Annotated in this window: 19 protein-coding genes and 1 tRNA gene; 10 read left to right on the top strand and 10 right to left on the bottom strand. The window is 40.0% G+C overall.

Annotated features, from left to right (window positions below; translation table 11 throughout):
- The first annotated feature begins 56 nt into the window (after positions 1-56).
- From ACLL8Z_RS06180 to ACLL8Z_RS06195, 4 genes are all read left to right on the top strand, one after another.
- Positions 57-1010 (top strand): nitrilase family protein, encoded by a 954-nt coding sequence (locus ACLL8Z_RS06180; protein WP_411273894.1) that lies wholly within the window; start codon positions 57-59, stop codon positions 1008-1010.
- 179 nt (positions 1011-1189) lie between these two features.
- A complete protein-coding gene (locus ACLL8Z_RS06185) occupies positions 1190-1945 on the top strand; it encodes a DUF2490 domain-containing protein (RefSeq protein ID WP_411273895.1) in 756 nt (251 codons plus the stop codon).
- Positions 1946-2008: 63 nt separating this feature from the next.
- Positions 2009-3397 carry an MBL fold metallo-hydrolase gene (locus ACLL8Z_RS06190; protein WP_411273896.1) on the top strand — a complete coding sequence of 463 codons (1389 nt, stop codon included), beginning with the start codon at positions 2009-2011 and terminating at the stop codon, positions 3395-3397.
- On the top strand, positions 3398-4390 hold the full coding sequence (locus ACLL8Z_RS06195; protein ID WP_411273897.1) for a hypothetical protein: 993 nt from the start codon (positions 3398-3400) through the stop codon (positions 4388-4390). It begins immediately after the preceding gene.
- Positions 4391-4402: 12 nt separating this feature from the next.
- Here the strand turns inward: ACLL8Z_RS06195 and ACLL8Z_RS06200 are convergent, their stop codons facing one another.
- From ACLL8Z_RS06200 to ACLL8Z_RS06215, 4 genes are read right to left on the bottom strand one after another with little or no spacing between them, the layout of a single operon-like run.
- A complete protein-coding gene (locus ACLL8Z_RS06200; protein ID WP_411273898.1) occupies positions 4403-5038 on the bottom strand; it encodes a rhomboid family intramembrane serine protease in 636 nt (211 codons plus the stop codon).
- A complete protein-coding gene (locus ACLL8Z_RS06205) occupies positions 5039-6781 on the bottom strand; it encodes a M14 family metallopeptidase (protein WP_411273899.1) in 1743 nt (580 codons plus the stop codon).
- A 16-nt stretch (positions 6782-6797) separates the two neighbouring features.
- Positions 6798-7049: a 4a-hydroxytetrahydrobiopterin dehydratase gene (locus tag ACLL8Z_RS06210; RefSeq protein WP_411273900.1), complete on the bottom strand. Its 252-nt coding sequence runs from the start codon at positions 7047-7049 to the stop codon at positions 6798-6800.
- Positions 7046-7393, bottom strand: a complete 348-nt coding sequence (locus ACLL8Z_RS06215) for an MmcQ/YjbR family DNA-binding protein (protein ID WP_411273901.1) — start codon at positions 7391-7393, stop codon at positions 7046-7048. Before ACLL8Z_RS06215 ends, ACLL8Z_RS06210 begins: the two co-directional genes overlap by 4 nt.
- Positions 7394-7471: 78 nt before the next feature.
- Here ACLL8Z_RS06215 and pepT point away from each other — a divergent pair, with 78 nt between their 5' ends.
- The 3 genes from pepT to ACLL8Z_RS06230 all read left to right on the top strand — a co-directional run bounded on the left by pepT (position 7472) and on the right by ACLL8Z_RS06230 (position 12573).
- The gene (gene pepT, locus ACLL8Z_RS06220; protein ID WP_411273902.1) at positions 7472-8725 is read left to right on the top strand and encodes a peptidase T; all 1254 of its coding nucleotides are present in this window, start codon (positions 7472-7474) and stop codon (positions 8723-8725) included.
- A gap of 143 nt (positions 8726-8868) precedes the next feature.
- Entirely contained in the window at positions 8869-9648 is a 780-nt protein-coding gene (locus ACLL8Z_RS06225) for a hypothetical protein (protein ID WP_411273903.1), read from the top strand.
- A 36-nt stretch (positions 9649-9684) separates the two neighbouring features.
- Positions 9685-12573 carry an outer membrane beta-barrel protein gene (locus ACLL8Z_RS06230; RefSeq protein ID WP_411273904.1) on the top strand — a complete coding sequence of 963 codons (2889 nt, stop codon included), beginning with the start codon at positions 9685-9687 and terminating at the stop codon, positions 12571-12573.
- A gap of 160 nt (positions 12574-12733) precedes the next feature.
- On the opposite strand, the gene ACLL8Z_RS06235 is transcribed toward ACLL8Z_RS06230, so the two are convergent.
- On the bottom strand, positions 12734-15064 hold the full coding sequence (locus ACLL8Z_RS06235) for a M1 family metallopeptidase (protein WP_411273905.1): 2331 nt from the start codon (positions 15062-15064) through the stop codon (positions 12734-12736).
- Positions 15065-15196: 132 nt separating this feature from the next.
- The gene (locus ACLL8Z_RS06240) at positions 15197-15772 is read right to left on the bottom strand and encodes a HupE/UreJ family protein (protein WP_411273906.1); all 576 of its coding nucleotides are present in this window, start codon (positions 15770-15772) and stop codon (positions 15197-15199) included.
- 75 nt (positions 15773-15847) lie between these two features.
- Between ACLL8Z_RS06240 and ACLL8Z_RS06245 the strand changes: the two genes are divergently transcribed.
- Complete coding sequence (locus ACLL8Z_RS06245; RefSeq protein WP_411273907.1) at positions 15848-16336, top strand: DUF6702 family protein; 489 nt, start codon at positions 15848-15850, stop codon at positions 16334-16336.
- A 14-nt stretch (positions 16337-16350) separates the two neighbouring features.
- Here the strand turns inward: ACLL8Z_RS06245 and ACLL8Z_RS06250 are convergent, their stop codons facing one another.
- The 3 genes from ACLL8Z_RS06250 to metG form a co-directional block, all read right to left on the bottom strand.
- On the bottom strand, positions 16351-16659 hold the full coding sequence (locus tag ACLL8Z_RS06250; protein ID WP_411273908.1) for a GIY-YIG nuclease family protein: 309 nt from the start codon (positions 16657-16659) through the stop codon (positions 16351-16353).
- An 84-nt stretch (positions 16660-16743) separates the two neighbouring features.
- Positions 16744-16815, bottom strand: a tRNA-Arg gene (locus ACLL8Z_RS06255).
- 94 nt (positions 16816-16909) lie between these two features.
- The gene (gene metG, locus ACLL8Z_RS06260; protein ID WP_411273913.1) at positions 16910-19009 is read right to left on the bottom strand and encodes a methionine--tRNA ligase; all 2100 of its coding nucleotides are present in this window, start codon (positions 19007-19009) and stop codon (positions 16910-16912) included.
- An 831-nt stretch (positions 19010-19840) separates the two neighbouring features.
- Here metG and ACLL8Z_RS06265 point away from each other — a divergent pair.
- Both ACLL8Z_RS06265 and ACLL8Z_RS06270 read left to right on the top strand, forming a co-directional pair.
- A complete protein-coding gene (locus ACLL8Z_RS06265) occupies positions 19841-20749 on the top strand; it encodes an LD-carboxypeptidase (protein ID WP_411273909.1) in 909 nt (302 codons plus the stop codon).
- 19 nt (positions 20750-20768) lie between these two features.
- Positions 20769-21176, top strand: coding sequence for a DoxX family protein (locus ACLL8Z_RS06270; RefSeq protein ID WP_411273910.1), 408 nt, complete (start codon positions 20769-20771; stop codon positions 21174-21176).
- 107 nt (positions 21177-21283) lie between these two features.
- Here ACLL8Z_RS06270 and ACLL8Z_RS06275 read toward each other — a convergent pair whose 3' ends face one another.
- Positions 21284-22786, bottom strand: a complete 1503-nt coding sequence (locus ACLL8Z_RS06275) for a SusD/RagB family nutrient-binding outer membrane lipoprotein (RefSeq protein WP_411273911.1) — start codon at positions 22784-22786, stop codon at positions 21284-21286.
- Positions 22787-22853: the final 67 nt, after the last annotated feature.

Below are 22853 nucleotides of genomic sequence, written 5' to 3' on the forward strand. Positions count from 1 at the left end.
ATTGCGAAATAACAAAATTTATTACCTTCAATAAGAATAAAAATATTAAACATGCAATGAAAAAAATAAAAATATCGACTGCGCAGTTTGAAAATAAAAGCGGAGATAAGGACTATAATTTATCTGTGATCGATAAGCTTTCGAAAAAAGCTGCCGATGAAGGTTCCGATGTAATTGCTTTTCATGAATGTTCAATTACAGGCTATACTTTCGCAAGGAACCTATCCAAAGAGCAAATGCTCGATCTAGCCGAAATCATACCGGAAGGTCCTAGCATTGTAAGGCTGAAAGAAATAGCTGCAAAGCACAATATTACTATACTAGCCGGACTGTTTGAAAAAGAAAAAGACGATAGTCTATACAAAGCTTATGTGTGTGTTGATAAAAACGGGCTGATTGCGAAACATAGAAAACTTCATCCCTTTATTAATCCCAACTTAAACCCGGGAAATAGTTACACCGTTTTTGAGATTCATGGCTGGAAATGCGGAATACTCATCTGTTATGATAACAATGTGATAGAAAATGTACGTGCAACTGTGTTACTGGGCGCCGATATAATTTTTATGCCGCATGTAACCATGTGTACGCCTTCAACCCGTCCGGGAGCAGGCTTTGTTGATCCTCAATTATGGGAGAACAGGGAGGACGACCCTACATCGCTACGCTTAGAGTTCGACAGCATGAAAGGCCGTGAATGGCTGATGAAATGGCTGCCATCGCGTGCTTATGATAATGCTATCTATGCCATTTTCTCTAATCCTATAGGCATGGACGACGATCAGCTTAAAAACGGCTGCTCCATGATAATTGACCCTTTTGGTGATATTGTCGCCGAATGCAGAACCTTTGAAGATTCAATTGTAACAGCTACTATTACTCCTGAGAAGTTAAGCCAGGCAGGCGGCCATCGTTACCTGAAAGCCAGACGCCCGGATCTGTACAAAGAAATTCTTAGCCAGGATCATGCACCGGAATTGAAGGTTGTTTGGCTTGAGGGAAAGAGTTGAGAGCTATCGGCTGGAAAATAGCTGACGCACCAGGTTGGATAAAAATTATTGAAAGATGTCTTCGGATTGAAAGCATTAGGGTAACAAAACCGTTAAAATAGTTATTCCGGCTTTTAATTCTTTGAATATTCATTAAAATTGCAAACTATCTATTAACGTTAATAACATATAACTTCCGCGTGAAAAGAATATCAATACTTCTGCTATTTGTTTGTATTACACTCGTTTCATACTCCCAAAACACCAGAATAAAAGATAGGAATAGTATTGGCTGGTATGCTTTCCATTCATCCTTTAAGCTGGATGATAAATGGAGCCTGGCTGGTGAATTTCAATGGAGAAGAGAAAACGTTATTTCCAATCCGCAGCAAAATTTGTTCAGATTGGGCATCAACAGGCTTATATATCCTGGCGTCAACATCCGGGCGGGTTACGCTCTGGCCGAAACTTTCAACTATGGTGATATACCTCTAAATAACCTTGGGAAACAATTCACAGAACACCGGGCGTATGAAATGCTGGGACTGAATAGTAAATTCGGTATCGTTGATAACAGCCACCGATTTATGCTTGAGCAGCGATGGGTAGGGAGATACAGTGACGTCTCTCTGGAAAAAGAAGACGAATATGTGTACACAAACAGGTTCAGATATATGTTCCGTGTACAGATTCCAGTTAAAGGCCGCATAATTGCTGACAAAACCCCCTACGTTGCAGTCTATGATGAAGTTTTCGTAGGATTCGGTAAAAATGTCAATGAAAACGTTTTTGATCAGAATCGTCTAGGGCTTCTACTCGGGTATCGTTTTTCTCCAAAGGTGCGGATTGAAGGTGGGTTTTTAAGCCAGATAGTTCAGGTAGGCCGGGAAATTGGAGGAAGAAATTTATTTCAATACAATGAGGGAATAATTGTTTCCACCAATTTTAGCTTTTAATCTTACAATCGACCCGCTTTACACGGACAATTATTATCAACTTTGCAGTAAAATTGTCTTAAAATGCAAATAGAGCAAATCTATACTGGCTGTCTGGCTCAGGGGGCGTATTATATTACTTCAAATGGCGAAGCCGCTATCATTGATCCGCTTCGTGAAGTTCAGCCCTATATTGACCGGCTTAAACGCGACTCGGTAAAGCTTAAATATATTTTCGAAACGCATTTTCATGCTGACTTTGTCTCAGGCCATATTGACCTTAGTAAGAAAACTGGCGCTCCAATTATATTTGGCCCCGAAGCCAAACCAGAGTTTTCATTTATCTCTGCAAAAGACGGGGAAGATTTTCATGTCGGTAACATAACTCTAAAAACTCTTCACACGCCGGGCCACACCCTCGAGAGTACTTGTTATCTCTTAATTGATGAGGATGGGGACGAGCACGCACTTTTTAGTGGTGATACCTTGTTTATTGGTGATGTAGGGAGGCCCGACCTGGCGCAAAAAGCAGCTCATATGACACAGGAGCAACTCGCCGCAACTCTCTACCATTCGTTGAGAAAGAAAATTATGACTTTGCCTGATAATGTTATCGTCTATCCTGCACATGGCGCCGGCAGCGCTTGCGGGAAAAACATGAGCAAGGAAACTGTTTCCACTATTGGCAACCAAAAGCAATATAATTACGCCTTGCGGGCCAATATGACTGAAGCTGAGTTCATAAAGGAAGTAACAGAAGACCTCCTTCCTGCTCCGGCCTATTTTAGTGCTAACGTAGCTATGAATAAGAGGGGTTATGATAGCTATGAAACAGTTTTCAATAACGGCATGAGGGCTCTTGATCCGGATGAGTTTGAAGCTGCTGCTGATGACATCGGCGCACTTATTTTAGATACCCGAAATAATGGTGATTTCTACAAGGGTTTTATTCCTCAGTCAGTAAACATCGGATTAAATGGTGATTTTGCACCATGGGTTGGATCATTAATCGCTGACGTTAATCAGGAAATTCTTTTGGTTACGGACGAGGGAATGGAAGAGGAAACTGTTACCCGCTTAAGCCGCGTAGGTTTTGACAATATATTGGGACATTTAAAAGGCGGGTTTGCTGCCTGGGGGAAATCCGGTAAAGAAACGGACCAGGTTGACAGAATTAAGGCGGAGGAATTTGTGAAGGCTTACGATAATCACCATACAGTTATCGACATCCGAAAGGAAGCTGAGTATAATTCTCAGCATATTGAACATGCAGAAAATAAACCTCTTGCAGATATAAATACCTGGATAAAAGATATTGATCCGGCAAAACACTTTTATATCCATTGCGCAGGCGGATACAGGAGCATGATGGCCGCTTCCATACTTCAGTCGCGGGGTTACAGAAACTTCAGCGAAATTGAAGGGGGAATTTCGGCCGTGATCGATTCGAAAATTATCATGATCAAGAATTAAATGTCAACAATTCTTTATAAGCCCTTTGAAAAGTTAAATTTCAGCAAACAATATTGTTTTCTAAGCGGTGAAAGCCTTCAATCCCCTGACGAAGAGATCACAGTTTTCCCGGTCTGGCTGATGCAGGAATATAAGCTTGAAAACCAGCCTTTTAAGCTTCTCGACGAAAGTATGTCAACTTACAAGGACATGAAACTTCCCTGCTCTAATAATACTTATGGGCTTGGAATAGAGCCCCTGGAAGGTGAAATTAAATCAGCTTTCCTGCAGGGGTATGATTCAGTCATAAACATTCCTGACACGAAATTATTTCAGTGGATCGGAAAGATGATTTATGGGATACTTTTTAACGAAATACGAATTGGAATTCGCCAGCAAAAGACCAACAACGAAGAGTTTGTTTTCTCACAATCGCTGATACACAAGTTCAGCAACTTGCACTATATGTTGCAGTCTATGATCCGGCCGATAGTGTTTGAAGGTAATTTGCCCTGGACAATCCGCATCTTTAAAATCGATTCTACACAAGACCTCTTCAACTACCGGGATGAGATCAATACCTTGACATTCTCTTTAGGAATGAAGGATTTCGGAATCATCGCATGCTTACAGGATAATGGAACAAATGGGCTTTATCACAAAAAAATTCTGGAAAAAATTGATAAACATCCCCTTCATCCTATCCAATTCGAAGAAGTGTGCGGAAAATTTTTTTACTCCAATTATCTTTTTAACCGCCTGCCTGAATACACCTTAATGCCGACAGATGATGCGATTTATATCGAACCCATGGCTTTGAGAGGTATGAGCAATAAGCCTCTCTTCGACATATGGCAAAACAAAGTTTACGGACAAGTGCTTGAAAATTTCTGGAAGCCCTGGGGACTATTATTATTTGAGATAATAAAGGATCCTGAACATCCGCTAAGCTTTTTATTAGACAAGGACGAAAATTTAAAACCTGCGGGTACAATAGTGCTGCCAGGTAATTAAGATACCACTTTTCTATCCTCTTCCTGTTAACTGGCGTGCAAAGTATCCTGCGATATCCGGGTAAAAGATGATCGTTAAAAGTACACCGGTGAGCGCGCCGTAAAAATGCGCATCATGATTTATTGCATCTCTTGAATTACGTGAAGCATACCAGCAATAGCCCAGGAACAGAAATCCGTATAAAACTGCGGGAATAGGTATTGGCAAGGGGAAAATAATCATCTTATTCATTGGGTAGAATAAAATATAGCTGAATACCACTGCACATACAGCACCGGATGCTCCCAGGCTATTATACCAAAAATCCTCTTTGTGTTTCAGAATTGAAGTTACATCGCTTAACACAATACTTACTACGTAAAGCACCCCAAACTGTATATGCCCCCAGCTGCTTAAAGAAACGAAGGTGTTCTCAAGGGTAAATGCGAAAAAATAAAAAGAAAGCATATTAACAAGTAAGTGTCCCCAGTCTTTGTGAATCAGGCCGCTGGTTATCAATGAATATAACCTTTTACCCCTGCTGACGCTGTAAGGATGGAGCATAAACTTGCCATAAACGTCGGCGTTTGAAAAGGCGTAAATGCTGGTTACTATCGTGAATATGAAAATTATTGTTGCGACAGGTGTATCGTTAATAAAGCTTTCCATTTATTTGAATTGTAATTTAATATCCCTGGTTAATTTCCCTACCGGATACCTTAGGTATGTTTTTTCGTAATAGGATGAATTCCGGTAAAGCCAGTTAAGCTGGGCTTCGGCACTCTTGGCCAGCCCTGCATCTTTTGCTTTTTCGGCTTCAAATTTCAGCTTGAGGCTTTTGTTATTCTTCAGCATTTCCGCTGCGTTTTCCTCAAACACGTAAGCCGAAAAATGCTCTTTCTGGCCAAGAATTGAGTCGAAGAAATTCCACGCGAAATAAGAATCGACTCCTTGCGGCTCAAGCGATTCGACAATGTATCGGTTCTGCTTCTGATTAGCATAGACCACATAATCTCCAGCATAATATTTCAACTTTTGCATTATGGGTTTAACTTTAACCTGGGTATGCAGAAAGTGTCCCTCAAATGGTTTAGCCGGCGACTTATAATCCAAAATGTAATAAGCCTGAATATCTAATTCTGTATCGGCCTGAAGTTGTTGCATTTTCACCCCGTTGAGTTCAAGCAGATCGATGACCCGGCTCCATGCCTGAGGGATGATGTACGCAAGTGGTTTATCAGTAACGACAGATGGCACATAATTATCTGAGATCTTAATATCCTTTTGGAAAGGGGCGTTACGATCGTAAAATAAACGAGGTGTGCCGCTGACTTCGCTCTGTTTGTATTTTGCCTCAAACCCTTTGAAGCTAAGCATTGAAAAATCCTCCCTTTTCAAGGTCCACTGAAGATTAAATTTTACCTGCTCTTTTACCTTCTCGTCGGCCTCTTTTTTATTTTCGCCAATTTGTTTAGCATCCCTGTGAACAATCCTGATCATATTGCTCATAAATTGATAAGTACTTTCAACCCGCTGTGCAAAAGGTTTGAGCATATGCGTTTCTGGCATAAAGCCGATTGTGTTGTGTAATGCTGCGTAACCTGTAGAATAACGTTGTGTTTCAAGGAAACCTGTGATTCCAGCATCGGGGGTTTCTTCTACACTGTTAACATAGGGTATCATCTCAAAACCCGCATTCTTCATTCCGTCATAAAGGTCCGGAATCATTAAATTACTGACGTAATCCGATAATATTGGATCCAACTTATTCTTTTGAGGATGAATTAATGTCATCACATATTGGTAATCAGCTCCATTACTGGTGTGATTATCTACAAATACTTCCGGTTGCCAGCGATTGAATATTTCCTGAAAGCTGCGCGAGTTTTTTGAGTCCGTTTTTATAAAATCCCTGTTTAAATCCAGGTTTTGGTAATTACCGCGGAAGCCGTAGGATTCAGGTCCCTTCTGATTTGCCCTGGAAGTGCCCCTGTTCAGCATTCCGTCGATATTGTATACGGGGATGATACAAATGACCACATCCTTAGGAATAGAGTTCCTTAAAAGCAAATCGCGCGCTATCATCATCGAAGCATCAATACCCTCTGGTTCTCCGGGGTGAATACCATTGTTGATCAGAAGGATACGTTTATTATTCCCGCGTATTTCCTCAGGATCAAAAACTTTATCGTTTGATAGGACTACGAGATTTAGATTCTTCCCGATATCAGTAGGTCCGCAATCAAGCAATTGCATTTGATCATATTTCGCATCCAGTTCTTTATAGAATTCAATAGTTTCCTTATATGTAGCAGTAATGTTCCTGCTTTTATGTTGTTCAAACGGTGTAAGCTGCGCCATAGATATTAAAAAAGATCCGGTAAAAATAAGGGTCAGAAAAGCTTTCTTCATGTAACGGGTTTCCTTATTAACTTAATGCATCTATTTGTCCGGCAAGTTCCCTGTCTTTAGAAGTGATTTTGTCGCCTGCGCTGTGTGTGCTCAAGCTGATGCTTACCTTATTGTAAGAATTGCTCCAATCAGGGTGGTGATCCACCTTCTCAGCGAGGAGGGCCACTTTATTCATAAAAGCCCAGGCGCTGACAAAATCTTTGAACTTAAAGTCTTGAGTAAGTGCCTCTGCTTTTGTTTCTTCGTTTATTGTTTCTTTCCAGCTCATGTCAAAAGGTTTTTGTGTTTTTTAGGAAGGCTTGTAACGATCAGATCATATGAATGATCGATCATTTGTTTCAACTGTGGGTCGCTCAGTCGTCCATTCATATATACTGTATTCCAGTGGGTTTTATTCATATGATAACCCGGCCATACTTCTTCGTATTCTTCGCGCAGAGAGACAGCTTTTTCCGGATCGCACTTAACATTAAAACGGTCTGGGTTCTCCAAACCGGCCAGCAAGAATATCTTGCCAGCCACCTTAAACACCAATGTTTCTTCACCAAAAGGAAAAGTTTCAGTTACATGGTTTTTTGACAAGCAATATTCGCGCAGCGTTTCGATGTTCATAAAGCGAATAAATAAAGACAAGTGCAGAAGCAGCGATACAATTGGTTAATTTTGTTAAGTTTCTAAAATTAAGCAAAAATGAGTGTCCCTGAAAATATAACCTATACAGTGCTTGAACGATTCTTACGATACACTGCTATTGATACCCAGTCCGACCCCTCATCACCAAGCTGCCCTTCAACAGAAAAACAAAAAGACCTTGCTAAAATACTTGTTTCGGAATTATTGGAAATAGGCCTGGAAGACGCACATTATGATGAGAACGGGTATGTCTATGCTACAATACCATCCAATTCCGGGAAAAGTGTACCGGTAATATGTTTCTGTTCCCATATGGATACATCCCCAGACTGCAGTGGGACAAATGTGAAAGCGCTCATACACAGAAACTATCAGGGCCAGGATATTATACTTCCTGATGATGAAAATCAGGTATTAAAAATGAGAGATCATCCCGATCTTAAAAGCCAGATAGGAAATGATATTATTACAGCCAGCGGGAAGACTTTGCTTGGAGCCGACAATAAAGCAGGTCTGGCTGAGATAATGGATGCCGCACATTTTCTGGTCTCCCATCCGAAACATAAACACGGTACCATTAAAATACTTTTCACCCCCGATGAAGAAATAGGAAGAGGAGTAGATAAAGCTGATCTTAAAAAACTGAATGCTGATTTTGCTTACACGGTTGACGGGGAAACTGCCGGATCAATTGAAAATGAAACATTTTCTGCCGACGGAATAAAACTCATTATAAATGGTGTTAGCAGTCATCCGGGCTTCGCAAAGGGCAAAATGGAAAGTGCGATAAAAATAGCCTCACAAATAATTGCATGCCTGCCGAAAGAAAAACTATCGCCTGAAAGTACAGAAGGAAAAGATGGATTCATCCACCCTGTTTCCATATTAGGAACTGTAGAGCAAGCCATGGTAGAATTTATTATCCGGGACTTTACTAGCATTGCCTTAAGGAGTCATGAGCGTATTCTGGACGTAATAGTGCAGGAAGTGCTGGCGGAATATCCGAATTCGACTTATCAGTTGATCGTTGAAAAGCAGTATAGAAACATGAAAGAAGTGGTTGATCAGCATCCGAAACTTATGGAACTTGGTGTAAAGGCAATTGAGCGTGCGGGGCTTTTACCTAAAATACAAAGTATCAGGGGCGGAACCGATGGCTCAAGGCTGTCATTTATGGGCTTACCCTGTCCTAATATATTTGCCGGTGAGCATGCTTTTCACGGAAAGCAGGAATGGGTATCAGTACAGGACATGCAGAAAGCTGTCCAAACCATCCTTAACCTTGCTTTGCTTTGGGAAGAAGAAAGCTGAAAGCCCTCTCATAAAGCACGCTTTTTAAGAGTTTATGGCGTTTCTAATTTAAACAAGAAAAATTCACGTATTTTATTTAGGCAAGGGAACTTTTCTTAGCAGTTTTAAACCTTTGTCCAAACTCACAGTCTAAAATCCAGAAGATGATCAGAAAAAAAAGTATAACATTAGCTATTGCCCTAATTTCCTTGTTGAATTTGCCAGTTGTTTACTCGCAGAAAAAAGCAGATTTAATAAAAACCCGGTGGGCATTAAAACCGGTCGTGGCTGATGGAGTGTTGAGCGACTGGCCCGACAGCCTTACTATGTTCAATGAGGCGACTAACCTATATTATGGGCTCGCCAACGACCATAAGAATGTTTACCTGGCAATAAGAAGTGCCTCCAAACAAGATCTTACAAAGATCCTTGCCGGAGGAATCAGCTTTTCTGCCAATATTGAAGGCAAAAAGAAAAATCCTCCCACAGTGATCTTTCCGGTGCTTGACAGGACGCCCGGGAAAAGTAGAAACACCAGGGAACAACCAGAAGTTGAGGAAATGCAAAAGCAGGTACTTTCCAGAATAAAAGATATAAAAGTTGCAGGGTTCAAAGAAATAATTGACGGAGGTATTTCTCTTCAAAACACTTATGGGATCAGAGCTGCCGCCTCGTTCGATAAGAACAACTTTCTGGTGCAGGAAATCACTATCCCATTGAGCTTGTTGAATCTAAGTACTTCAACTAGCGATGAAGTTATATATAGTATCCGGGTTAACGGTCTGCAGGCTCCGCAAGCAGCAATGAATCAAAGGCAAACAACACAGCGGCAGCCTATGGGCGGTATGAATGGGAACCAGTTTCCTCCACGCAACAGCCCAATGAACAAATTACTTTCAAGCACTGAGTTTTACATCAAAAGCAGACTTGCTACTAAACAATAATTTAAATTTTAAACTCTCTCTATCCAACCGCTATCAATGAAAAAATTTCTATTTCTACTGGCTATTGTACTGATTAACTATGCGTCCTTTGCACAAACAAGCCGTGATATAAAGGGAATAGTTAGAGATTCAACAGGTACCAGTGTGATAGCAGCTACAGTCAAGTATATCGTAGGTTCAGACACGCTTTTCACACGCACAGATATTGACGGGGCCTTTACACTTAGGGGAGTAAAGTCGTCAACCTTTCTGCTTACAGTTAGCAGTTTAGGATATCAAACATTGAATAAGCGATTTTTATATAGAGATGCTGAAACGCCTATAGAACTTGATCCGATCATTCTCCGAGCGCAAAACAGGATGCTTAATGAAGTAGTAATTTCTGGAACGCCGGGCGTTACGATCAAAGAAGATACTATCGTTTATCGGGCAGCCGACTATCCTCTTAGGGAAAATGCGCTTGCTGAAGATTTGTTGAAAAGGCTTCCCGGTGTAGAGGTTGATAAAGACGGTAATGTTTCTGCGCAGGGTAAACAAATTACCCGAGTCAGGATTAATGGTAAAGACTTTTTTGGGGGTGATGTCAAAACAGCTACTCAACAGCTTCCAGCAAATATACTGGAGTCTGCTCAAATCATTGACGATTATGGAGATCAAGCTAATTTAACCGGAATACGGAATGGAGATCCTGAGAAGATCCTGAACTTTACCATAAGGGCAGACAAAAACAAAGGATATTTCACTCGGGCTACAGTTGGAGGGGGAGATAAAGAACGTTATCAGGCAAATCTTACCGCTAATACATATAACAATTCAGAACAGTTTTCTTTTATAGGCAGCCTAAACAATACTAACAGCAACGTCTTTAATTTTGGCGGCGGTGGTGGCGGTTTTAGCGGCGGTGGCGGCGGTGCCAGAGTTCAACAAGTTGGCGGCGGCGGTGGCGGTGGTCAGCGTTTTCAAGGCGGTGGTGGTGGATTCCAGGGCGGTGGATTTAGTGGTGGCGATGGAATTACTTCTGTCGGTTCCGTCGGATTAAACTATCGGAAGGATTTCGGTACAAAAATAAGCTCTTATGGAAATTATAGCTATTCAAACCGGAATAACGATGTGTTAAGCGATCAGCTTCAACAAAACAACTTTCAGTCAGGTTTGATTATAATGGATCAGCTTTCATCAAAGAATGTGATTAATGAAAACCACAGACTTAACTGGAACGTTGAATATAAGCCGGACACAGTAAATTTTATTAAATTCTCCCCATCGTTCAGCTATAGCGCAACTGATGATTTAGGAAATTCCAGCTATTTACAGAATCTTAATGGTGTACTAACTTCTGATGGTACTACCATTTACAAGACGAATTCGACGAGCCCAAATTTTGGTGCTAACTTATTATTAAACCACCGTTTTCAAAAACGTGGACGTAATATTTCATTGTTCGTTAATGCTAATAATGCGAAAACAAATCAGCAGGACGATCAGCTAACACAATATATCAACTATGTTGCGAGAGGAAATACAAATGTTTACCGTAATCAGGATTTGTTTGATGAAAACAGAAGCTCCAATTTAAGCGCCAACTTATCGTACATAGAGCCACTGAGTAAATTTTCAGGGCTAGAATTTAACTACAATCACAGCACCACAAACTATAGAAATGAGAGGGAGACATTTGATGTGAGCTCAGCCGGGGTATCAAGCCCCAATATGAGCCTAAGTAATGATTATAACTACGCTTTCAGTACCAATCGATTTGGTGTTAACTTCCGGGTAAATCAGCAGAGATTTAATTATTCTTTTGGATTAAGTGCACAACCCAATGTGCTTGAAGGAAATTCAGTTGTATTGGGTGTCAGAACCCCCTACCGGAACACAGGATTTAACCTGATACCTTCCGCGCGTTATTCTTATAATTTCTCCAGGACGAGGGCATTCAATGCGAACTACTTTGGAAGGGCTAACGAACCAACTTATATTCAATTACAACCAATACCAGATATTACTAATCCTCAATTTCCGGTATATGGTAACCCTGATTTGAATGCAGAATTCACCCATATTCTGAATTTCAGATATAACAATTTCAATTTTGCATCTGGGGATGTGTTATTCTTCAACCTTTCAGGAAATTATACAGAAAACAAAATTGTTTCAAATGTTGTCCGGTCTGACGTTTCCGGTGTAGGGCTTGTTCAGGAAACCCGCTATCTGAATACAGATGGCTATTATACAGCGAATACGTTTTACAATTACTCAAAACCGTTCCAGGAGAAAAAATATGTATTTTCTATTAATGGTTCTGCGAACTATATCAATAACATCTCGTTCACTGATGATGTTAAAAACAGAGGGAAAAACTGGATCTTTTCACAAGGATTAAACATGCAAATAAATCCAAATCAGAATTTAGAATTCAATCCGGGTGTAAGATATAGCTTCAATACCAATACAAATGACGCTATAACCAATAACAACACAAAAGTGTCGTCATATGCAATGAATTTCAATAGCCGGGTATATTTTCTCAAAACACTCTTATTAGGGGCAGATCTGAGCAAAACTTTCAATAATGGGTATAGCAGCTCACTTGCTGTGAACCCTTTCATAATTAATACCTATTTGGAGAAACAGTTCCTGAAGGATAAGAGTGCAACACTTCGCTTCCAGGCATTTGATCTACTGGACGAAAATACTAGCGTCTCGAGACAGGTTAGCGCGAACACTATAACAGACAGTCAAAGTAACCGACTATCCAGGTATTTTATGATGACTTTTACTATGAGGCTTCAAAAATTTAGTGGCGTTCAACCTCAACAAAGTGGTCCCGATATGCGCGCACCGGGCAGCCACGACAGTAGAACTGAAGGAGGAGGGATGATCCGAAGAGAGGGCGGAGGTGTTCCTGGAAACAACAATTTTTAACAAGACATTAAAGCTCTCCAATTAACGGGGAGCTTTTTTAGTACAAGTCGGTTTAAACGTGCCCGTATTGGGAGGAGCTTTTTTACCAGCAGCTTATCCCTTCATGTTGGGTAAGCAGACCCTGGCTACCGGCCATTTTATGAAAATTTAAAAACAGAGTTTACTTCTTATTAACTGCTTTTTTCATTGAATTGGTTCCGCTGGAAACGCCCCTGGCTCCCGTTCCTCCTTTAAACAGCTCAAACCTGCCCGGAATTAACTGCCTTGGCCAGATGTTATTACTCTCATCTATATCTGCGGTTTCCAGATAAGGATCCAGAATGATGTTAGTGACCTCTTTTTTCTTTGCAAATACTTTAGATACTTCTGATTCATTTAACTTCCAGATCTCAGCAGGTATTCTTTCTACTTCAGAAGTACCATCTGCAAAATTGAACTGAACAATCAATGGCATAACCAGGCCGCCCACATTTTTGAATTTTAACTCATAGAAATTCAATCCGCTGTTAAGCATTTCCTTCTCTTTCGGGCTTAAGCGTGCCATAAAATCGGCATACTCTTTCTCATCATCAGGAGTTACGCTGAATGGATTATATGAATTGTAAAAATCACGGGTTGAAGGATCTGATTCAACAACTGTTTTTGGATTATCTTTCAGATTATAAGTCTTGCTAACATTCGTTTCCTCTCTATCAGAGGCTTTTTTGATATCTGCCTTCTTTTGAGCCGGTGTGAGGTTATTAAGTTTAAACAAGCTTACGGATTCTAAAGAAATATCAACAGGCTCTGTTCTAAAGAACCAGGCTCGCCAGAACCAATCAAGATCGACTGCTGAAGCGTCTTCCATCGTTCTAAAGAAATCCTCAGGTGTAGGGTGTTTAAATTTCCAGCGCAAAGAATATTGTTTAAATGCGTGATCAAAAAGTTCCCTTCCCATTATTGTCTCCCGGAGAATGTTTAGAGCTGTAGCAGGCTTCGCATAAGCGTTTGGACCAAACTGAATGATGTTTTCAGAATTAGTCATGATTGGTTCCAGTAAATTTTTCTCACTCCTCATGTAAGGCACAATTTTGTGAGGCGGCCCCCTTCTTGAGGGATAATTTCTGTCCCATTCCTGTTCAGCCATAAACTGCATAAAGGTATTCAGACCTTCATCCATCCAGGTCCACTGACGCTCATCAGAATTGACGATCATCGGGAAATAATTATGCCCGACTTCGTGAATAATTACAGAGATCATTCCATATTTAATCGCATCACTGTAAGTACCATCTGTATCAGGACGACCGTAATTGAAGCATATCATCGGATATTCCATCCCATTAGATGCCTCAACAGAGATGGCAACAGGATACGGGTAATCGAAGGTTTTTGATCCATACGATTTGATAGTATGTGCAACTACTTTTGTAGAATATTGCTCCCAAAGAGGATTACCTTCTTTACCATAATAGGACATAGCCATAACATCCTTTTCTTTCTGCTTCACAGCCATGGCATCCCATATAAATTTGCGGGATGAAGTCCATGCAAAGTCCCTCACATTCAAAGCGTGAAAAATCCATGATTTTTTATCTTTTGCTTTAGATTTCTCTAATTTCTCAGCCTCAGACTGTGTGCGGATTATAACCGGTTTATCATAAGTTTTCTTTGCCCTGTCCCATCTTTCAAGTTCAAGCGAACTCAAAACACTTTCCGGATTCTGAAGTACTCCTGTTGCGCCTACCATATGATCGGCTGGAACAGTAATCTTTACTTTGTAGTCACCGAATGTCAGGGCAAATTCTCCTTTACCTAAAAATTGTTTATGCTGCCAGCCCTCAAAATCGGAATAAACAGCCATTCTTGGGAACCATTCAGCCATGGTATACAAATAATTGCCATCTTTTTCGAAAAACTCAAATCCTGGACGACCACCGATAAAACTCATCCTGTCATGAATATTGAAGGTCCAGTCCATTGTAAACTCCAGTTTTTCTCCCGGCTTAAGTGGTTCTGGAAGATTCACCCTCATCATTGTTTTATTGATAGTTACAGGAATATCCTTGCCAGCCAAATCCTTAACCGACAGAATCTTATATCCAAGATCAAGATCATGCCATAAAATGTTACCTAGCTGACTTATAGTCATATTTGGGGAAATTTTGTTTTCGGTCACCTTAGGGGTATTGGAATCTTTGGCCCGCTCATTCTGGTCAAGTTGAATCCATAAATAGGAAAGCGGATCAGGCGAGTAATTGTAATATGTAATTTTCTGCCAGCCTTTTATCGACTGATTTACATCATTCAGTTCCACAACTATATCATGATCGGCTTTTTGCTGCCAGTACATATGTCCGGGGGCACCAGAAGCTGTTCTGTACACATTCGGAGAACGGAGCGTGGTACCCAGCTGTTCGAAACGCTCTCCATGATTCTGATCAGTGGTTTGGGCAAGAGAGATAAATCCACTCAGTAAAAGAACTGCAAGAGATAAAAATTTGTTCATCATGATAAAGAATTGAAATATTTTAATTGGTAGAGATCTTTCGTCTGGTCTTCAGATCCTTTTAAATGAATTCCCACATCAGTCTGACTGAAAATCTTCCTAAGATAGACATACATTAAACATAGAACAAAATCATTACCAGAATTTTGTGTCGATCATCATCATCAAAGACATCCCTAGCACACTAGATGAAATTACTATTGTCCAGTCTCTCTGTTTTACTTTAAACCAGATAAGAGGTAAGCTTGAAAATATTAAAAAAGAAGCGACTATGATCAATTGCCCTGCTTCTAAGCCGATATTAAATGCAAATAAGGGATTTAATATGGAGACTTCATTTCCCAGCAGTGCTTTCAGATAATTAGAAAATCCAAGCCCATGTATAAGACCGAAGAAGAATGCAAACAGGTAGTTAAGCTGTAGTCCATTTTTAATCTGTGGATTTAGTAAATTGGAAATCGCTGTTATAGCAATAGTTAAAGGAATTAAGAATTCAATCAGCGGGGCGTTCACGTTAATCAGATTATGAGTAGCTAGTGCCAGTGTAACGGAGTGCCCAATTGTAAATGCGGTTACAAGGAAAATGATCTTTTTCCAGTCACCGGGAGGGTACAAACTGCAGAGAACCACCACAAATAGGATGTGATCCAATCCACCTATATCCAGGATATGATTTATCCCCAGTTGAAAATACAATTCAAATTGCCCCATATACAAACAGATATATTAAATGAAGTATTTAGCTTCGCAGGATAATCCTTAAATTGCCAAAAATAAGGAAGCAACATGTTCCATAATTACCTTTTTGCCGTTTTACTTCTCTTACATTTTATAGTTCACCCTTTTTATATTAGCTTGACGGAAGTCAGATACAATCCTAAAGAAAAATCTCTGGAGATTTCTCAGAAAATTTTTAGGGATGATCTGGAAAATGCTTTAACCGGACAATACAAGTCCAAGGTGAATTTTTTAACCCCAGCAAATAAGACCGATCTGGAGAAAAAAATCAAAAAATATATTCTGGAGAACAATGATATTTATGTTAATGGCGAAAAATTAGCGTTGAATTATCTTGGGTATGAATTACAGGAGGAGGCAATTTGGTTTTATCTGGAAGCCCTGAATGTTCCTTTCCCTAATACGGCAGATATAAGGAATTCCCTTTTGCATAAGAATTTCGATACACAGCAAAATGTTATCAATTTTTACCTCGACAAAAACCCGAAAAGTCTGATCCTGCTGAAGGGGAAGGACAGAGGACTGATCAGTTTTTAACTAAAAAACACGCCTTAAAGGTAGCTTTTGTGGTCCCGGCGGGGTTCCCTGCCTGCCGGCAGGCAGGTATTCGATTCTTTGAAAGATAAGACTAAAGCTTTCAGGAATTCTTTCCCGTATCCCGATTTGAAATAAATTTCTTTCTTTCTTGCATCGTCTCGCCTTTCAACCTCAAGAGTATAAATCACTGCCCATGGCCGAAAACCTTTAGTAGACTTTGTTTTACCTGAATTATGTTGAATTAAGCGTTTATTAACATCAGAGGAAAAGCCTACATATATTCGGCCATCGACGGAGCTTTGAAGAGCATATACAGTGAACATTCCAATTTACTTCAAGTCTTTTTTCAAATATATTACCTCTTCAAAGACACTCGAAATTTAATTAGTAACCGGTATTTCACATTGTGGTCCCGGCGGGAATCGAACCCACATCTAAAGTTTAGGAAACTTCTATTCTATCCGTTGAACTACGGGACCAATATTTATCATTACAACCTAAACTTATAAAGTTTAGGAAAATTCTATTCCCTGCCTACCGGTAGGCAGGTATCCGTTGAACTACAGGACCGCTTTACCTTACAACACTCCCACTTGGAAAATCCTCAGTGGGCGCGACAAAACTAAGCTTTCCTTCTGAATTTTCCGCCATCAGAATCATGCCCTGTGATAAAATTCCTTTGATTTCGCGCGGTTCAAGATTTACAAGTACCGAAATATTTTTCCCAACAATTTGATCCGGCTCGAAATACTCTGCGATTCCGGAAACGATCGTTCGCTGGTCGATGCCTGTATCTACCTGAAGTTTCAACAATTTTTTAGTTTTTGCTACTTTTTCAGCAGCCAATATTTTCCCAACCCTTATATCCATAGTGGTAAACTGGTCGAAAGTGATGTTTTTCTTTGCTAATTCTGGAGTCGCTTCTTCCTGGGCATTAGCGGTCTTGGTATCCATTAACTTTTTTATTTGATAGTCAATTACCTCATCCTCTATTTTCTCAAATAACAGCGACGATTCATTCAGTTGATGTCCCCTTTCAAGCAGATCCATTCTTCCTGCCCTGTTCCAACCCTGCGTTTTTAAATTTAACATTCCAAAAAGCTTCGCAGAAGTGAACGGCAAAAATGGCTCGGCCAGAATTGCAAGATTGGCTGCGATTTGCAATCCCACATTCAAAATTGTTTTTACACGTTCTTCATCCGTTTTAATCACTTTCCAGGGTTCCTCGTCGGCAAGATATTTATTGCCCAGGCGTGCCAGGTTCATAAACTCAGTAAGAGCTTCTCTAAACCGATATTGCTCAATAGATACGGAAATGCTTGATGGATATTTCTTCAGCTCTTCTCTAACCTTTAAATCGACCGCTGAAAATTCTGACCCAAAGACAACCTTACCCTCAAAATACTTATGGGAAAGCACGAGCACACGGTTAATAAAATTACCGAATATTGCAACCAGTTCATTATTGTTTCTGGCCTGAAAATCCTTCCACGTAAAATCATTATCTTTTGTTTCCGGAGCAGTTGCTGTTAAAACATAACGTAGTACATCCTGCTTACCGGGAAGGTCTAAAAGATACTCATTCAGCCACACGGCCCAATTGCGTGAAGTCGAAATTTTATCTCCCTCCAGATTAAGAAATTCATTTGCAGGAACATTGTCTGCAAGACGATACTTGCCATGCGCCATTAGAATTGCGGGGAAAATTATGCAATGGAAGACGATGTTATCCTTACCAATGAAATGAACAAGTTTTGTTTCCTCATCCTGCCAATATTTCTGCCAGCTATCAGTGGGTTTTAAAGAATCCTTAATGTAATACTCGCTTTTTTTCTGCAGATCTAATCCAGGATTGCAAAGATCTTTTGTTGCCGAAATATAACCAATAGGTGCTTCGAACCAAACATAGAGCACCTTACCGTCAGCGCCTTTGACCGGAACATCGACTCCCCAATCCAGATCCCGGGTCATTGCCCTGGGGTGTAAGCCTCCATTTAACCAGGATTTGCACTGGCCGTAAACATTAGGCCTCCATTCTTTATGAGAATCAACGTAGGTTTCAATCTGCTGCTGCATTTTATCAAGAGGCAAAAACCAGTTTCTAGTTTCCTTAAGAACAGGCTTAGCGCCTGATAATGTAGAATGGGGATTTATAAGTTCAGTGGGGCTTAAGGACGTCCCGCATTTCTCACATTGATCACCATAGGCATTTTCATTACCGCAATTCGGACAAGTTCCGACGATATATCTGTCGGCCAGGAATTGCCCGGCATTTTCGTCAAAATATTGTTCTGTTACTTCTTCAGTAAAAACACCTTTATCATAGAGCGTTTTGAAAATTTCAGAAGCGGTTTGATGATGAGTATCAGAGGAAGTTCTATGATAAATATTAAAAGAAATACCAAAATCCTGGAAAGAATCTCCGATGATCTTATGATATTTATCGACAACCTGCTGTGGTGTAATGCCCTCTTTCCTGGCTTTCAATGTAATTGGAACACCATGTTCATCTGAACCGCAAATAAACACGACATCACTTCCAGAAGACCGCAGGTATCGCACGTAAATGTCAGCCGGGACATAAACGCCAGCCAGGTGGCCTATGTGCACAGGACCGTTAGTATAAGGAAGTGCTGCTGTAACCGTGTATCTCTTGTAATTCTTTCCCAAAATCTGATTTTTAGCGTTCTCTTTGCTCGTTTTAATAGTCTGCAAAGATAAACGCTAATGTGCTAAATTGCTAAAGGATAATCGCGAGCTTTCATTAAAGGTAAAACTGGATCACACCTTAAATCGCTTAGTGTATAAAAACTTTAATTTATTAAGTTCTTTTGCATAAGTTTCTCAAACCAAATTCTTAAGGAATATCAATCATTACCAAAAACAATCCATTAAAATCTAAAATTTTTTTATCGTTTAAACTGGGTTTTTGTACCGAAACAATAAAAGAGTATAAAAACTGCCTTTTGTTTGGTTCTTCTTTGGGTCTTCTTTGGGTAAATATCCATTTTTGGCAACTTCAGTCCAGAAAGACCCAAAGAAGAACCCTTCCAGAACCCTAAGAGGCCCCTGCTTGATCCATAACGGACAAAATTCCACTCGGATTTGTAATTCAATTTAGCATACTGACGCCAGCTGTGCCCTCTCAGCCAATATTAGAGCCCCAGCCGAGTTTTAAACTATGAACTGGTCTAACATTAAACATCAACAAACACTCGCAGATCAAGCCTGATTCTCCTCCGTTTATTTAAGATCTCAATTGCAATTGTCTGAGGCAAAATTGTTATCTGTGGTTGAATTTTGTTAACCTATTTTCCTTTGTACTAAAAATGCTTAATCACTTATTTATTAACGATTCGAAAAATGGTCTTAGTGTATTTTTCATAACATGGGTTTTTACCAATTGCCTGACAAATTTATTACGAGTGCACAACATTGTTTTCACGAAATTTAAAATGGTATTCGTTAATTTGCTAATCACACGGAAAATATAAACCACTACTATTGATAACTCCCCCATATTTAATGCCAGGCGATACTGTTGCGATTACGTGTCCGGCAAAAAGTCTTCCTGTACCAATTGATGAAGCTGTAGCCTTATTAGAGTCGTGGGGCTTAAAAGTTGTTCTCGGCGAGACAGTTGATGCATCATGGAATCAATTTGCAGGGACTGATGAACTTCGTGCAGCGGATTTTCAGCGATTTCTGGACGATAATTCTGTAAAGGCTATTTTCGCGGCACGGGGCGGGTACGGAACCATCAGAATCATTGACAGTATTGATTTCGCTGGATTTGGGGTTAATCCAAAATGGATTATCGGGTTTAGTGATATTACTATTCTTCACAGTCATATCCATGCCGTATATCAGATTCAAACCATACACGGGCAAATGCCCCTAACCATTCCGGACGGCACCAAAATTTCATTGGAAACATTGAGAAAAGCATTGTTTAATGAGCCCTTCGATTATACTTATGAAAGCTCTATAGAAAATCGAATTGGAGAAGGATCCGGAATTATTACCGGAGGAAATCTGACCCTGCTGCAAATGATGTCGGGATCCGTTTCTGAACAGGATTACAAAGGTAAGATTCTATTTCTCGAAGAAGTGGGAGAATATCTTTATTCAATCGACAGGATGATCATAAGTTTCAAACGAGCGGGTATTCTGGCTGGATTAAAAGGTCTCGTAATTGGCGGATTTACCGATATGAAAGACAATGATATTCCGTTTGGTCAAACCGCTGAACAAATTATTTTGGGACACGTAAAAGAGTATGATTATCCAGTCTGTTTTGATTTCCCTGCCGGGCATATTGAAGACAACAGGGCATTAATATTTGGCCGCGAAGCAATTTTAAGAGTTGAAAATTCGCTTGTGTCCTTGAAATATTCCAACCACAATTTTTAACATAGATAATCATTATTATATGGCGCTACTAGCCTCCCTTGGTAAATACAGGAATACTGGTTTATTGATAATTCGAGCAGGACTCGGCGTGATGATGATATATCATGGTTATCCAAAACTTCTTGGAGGCCCTGAACAATGGGAAGCCGTAGGCAGCTCCATGAAGTATCTTGGGATTACTTTTACTCCAACTATCTGGGGATTACTGGCTGCAGTAACGGAAACTTTTGGTGGATTCTTAATACTTATAGGCTTGGCTTTCAGACCAGCCTGTTTGTTCTTAATGATTACGATGGCCGTTGCTTCAACCATGCACCTGAGTAACGGCGATGGCTTAATGATTGCATCCCATGCTATAGAACTTGGTATTGTTTTTTTGGGTTTAGTTTTTATAGGACCCGGAAGATATAGTGTTGATAAAAAATAGTTTAATACACCAAAGCAATTTTTAATCAAAAAAAGCGGAATAAATCCGCTTTTTTGATGACTATAAAATATTAAGTGTTTTTCATTACCCGGACGGGCAACTTAAAATTAAGGTCTGGTGTCCCAGAAAATCCTTGTTAACTGATTAGGTTTCTGTTTAAAATTAGGATTAGAAGCCACTTCGCTTTCCGGATAAAACAAAGATCTTGGAATTGCTGTTTCGGCAGCAATCGATGAACTAACAGGTACCAGAACCGGGTAACCAGTACGTCTCCAATCGTTCCAGGGCTCCAAAGCTACACCGTAGTTTGCGATGTACTTTTCTGTAATAATCTTGGCTACGTTCGCCTCTAAATTCAGGCCGTTTAACAGGCCGTTAGCCAAAATATAAGCATCCTGGTTAGCCGCAGATACACCTGCCATTGTCAGTGATGCTCTAATTGCAGCCTGATAAAAAGGCAGAGCAGCAGCGGCTCCAGCGCCGTATCTTAAAGCGTGTTCTGCTCTAATAAAATTATACTCGGCAAATGTTAACAATCTTATTGGTGCAGCACCAGTGTAAGCAGTATTGTTAGCAGGATTTGAAGGGACTCTACCCTGTGCATCAGGAACAAGCGGTCTTTTCAATTCACCTCTTAAAAATGTATGCATCCTGGAGAAAGCGAACGATTGAGGATCCAAAGGCGTAGCTCCCTTGTAAGTTCCTGAACCAAACGGGAAGTCTGTGAAATAGGTAGGTCGGCGAGGATCTGATGTAGAATTCATCAAATCCACTAAGAATTTGTTTGGAAAAAATTGGTCTGATCTCGTGTTCTCAAACTGATGTATCGGGTTTTGAGAAGCAGTTGCATCTACAAAATCCATTTGAAAATTATCAGCAAGTGAGGTCATGAAGGGAACATTGCTCGCAATTAAAGCATCCAATTGAGCTTTCGCAAACGCAGCATCCTTTGCAGAATACCTCAAGAACAATCTTAACTTCAAGGTATTCGCGAATTTCTCCCATTTCACACGATCTCCTTTAAAGATAGTTTCATTCCCACTCGGAGATAATAATGATGTGGTAGCCTTTACTTCTGTAATTCCCTCATTAATTAAAGTAATGATGGCTTTGTAGATGTCTTCCGCTTTATCTATTTTGGGTTGATTAATTTCTGGTGCTTTGAAAGCTTCCGAATAAGGCAAATCGCCCCAAATATCAACTGCTTGAGAATAAATGTGTGCTTTCAGAACTTTAGCAATACCACTATAATGCGGACTTCCTTGGCTGTTTTTTAGGATATACTCGATATCCTGTAATTGATTAGCAAACAAGTTGCTATATAGCGTATTTACATCTGTTGGTTGAATTTGATATCTGGCATATTCTCTTGATTGAGTACCCGGAGCATTCTGACCAGCAAATTGTTGTACAATTAACGAAGTAAATCTATGCATATCACTTCCTCCGGTGAAACCAACATTAACGGTGACATTGGTTAATACTTGCGGTATCGGAGCTGAAGTTGGAGCATTTGGATTGGTATTAATATCCAGATACTTTTCGCACGAGGTAACAGTAAGCAAAACTATTGCCGCTGTACCTAATATTATGTTTTTAAGTTTTTTCATGTTTTTAATATTATAATGTCGCTCTTAAGAAGAAACCAAAATTTCTAGATTGAGGTAATCCATTGGC

This window comes from Daejeonella sp., from assembly GCF_046590655.1.
In the GTDB taxonomy this organism is placed as follows: Bacteria; Bacteroidota; Bacteroidia; order Sphingobacteriales; family Sphingobacteriaceae; genus Daejeonella.

Excerpts from the sequence above, each read along its gene's own strand:
- ACLL8Z_RS06180 (WP_411273894.1), top strand. The coding sequence starts at position 57 with ATGAAAAAAATAAAAATATCGACTGCGCAGTTTGAAAATAAAAGCGGA.
- ACLL8Z_RS06190 (WP_411273896.1), top strand. The coding sequence starts at position 2,009 with ATGCAAATAGAGCAAATCTATACTGGCTGTCTGGCTCAGGGGGCGTAT.
- ACLL8Z_RS06195 (WP_411273897.1), top strand. The coding sequence starts at position 3,398 with ATGTCAACAATTCTTTATAAGCCCTTTGAAAAGTTAAATTTCAGCAAA.
- ACLL8Z_RS06200 (WP_411273898.1), bottom strand. The coding sequence starts at position 5,038 with ATGGAAAGCTTTATTAACGATACACCTGTCGCAACAATAATTTTCATA.
- ACLL8Z_RS06205 (WP_411273899.1), bottom strand. The coding sequence starts at position 6,781 with ATGAAGAAAGCTTTTCTGACCCTTATTTTTACCGGATCTTTTTTAATA.
- ACLL8Z_RS06210 (WP_411273900.1), bottom strand. The coding sequence starts at position 7,049 with ATGAGCTGGAAAGAAACAATAAACGAAGAAACAAAAGCAGAGGCACTT.
- ACLL8Z_RS06215 (WP_411273901.1), bottom strand. The coding sequence starts at position 7,393 with ATGAACATCGAAACGCTGCGCGAATATTGCTTGTCAAAAAACCATGTA.
- pepT (WP_411273902.1), top strand. The coding sequence starts at position 7,472 with ATGAGTGTCCCTGAAAATATAACCTATACAGTGCTTGAACGATTCTTA.
- ACLL8Z_RS06225 (WP_411273903.1), top strand. The coding sequence starts at position 8,869 with ATGATCAGAAAAAAAAGTATAACATTAGCTATTGCCCTAATTTCCTTG.
- ACLL8Z_RS06230 (WP_411273904.1), top strand. The coding sequence starts at position 9,685 with ATGAAAAAATTTCTATTTCTACTGGCTATTGTACTGATTAACTATGCG.
- ACLL8Z_RS06235 (WP_411273905.1), bottom strand. The coding sequence starts at position 15,064 with ATGATGAACAAATTTTTATCTCTTGCAGTTCTTTTACTGAGTGGATTT.
- ACLL8Z_RS06240 (WP_411273906.1), bottom strand. The coding sequence starts at position 15,772 with ATGGGGCAATTTGAATTGTATTTTCAACTGGGGATAAATCATATCCTG.
- ACLL8Z_RS06245 (WP_411273907.1), top strand. The coding sequence starts at position 15,848 with ATGTTCCATAATTACCTTTTTGCCGTTTTACTTCTCTTACATTTTATA.
- ACLL8Z_RS06250 (WP_411273908.1), bottom strand. The coding sequence starts at position 16,659 with ATGTTCACTGTATATGCTCTTCAAAGCTCCGTCGATGGCCGAATATAT.
- ACLL8Z_RS06270 (WP_411273910.1), top strand. The coding sequence starts at position 20,769 with ATGGCGCTACTAGCCTCCCTTGGTAAATACAGGAATACTGGTTTATTG.
- ACLL8Z_RS06275 (WP_411273911.1), bottom strand. The coding sequence starts at position 22,786 with ATGAAAAAACTTAAAAACATAATATTAGGTACAGCGGCAATAGTTTTG.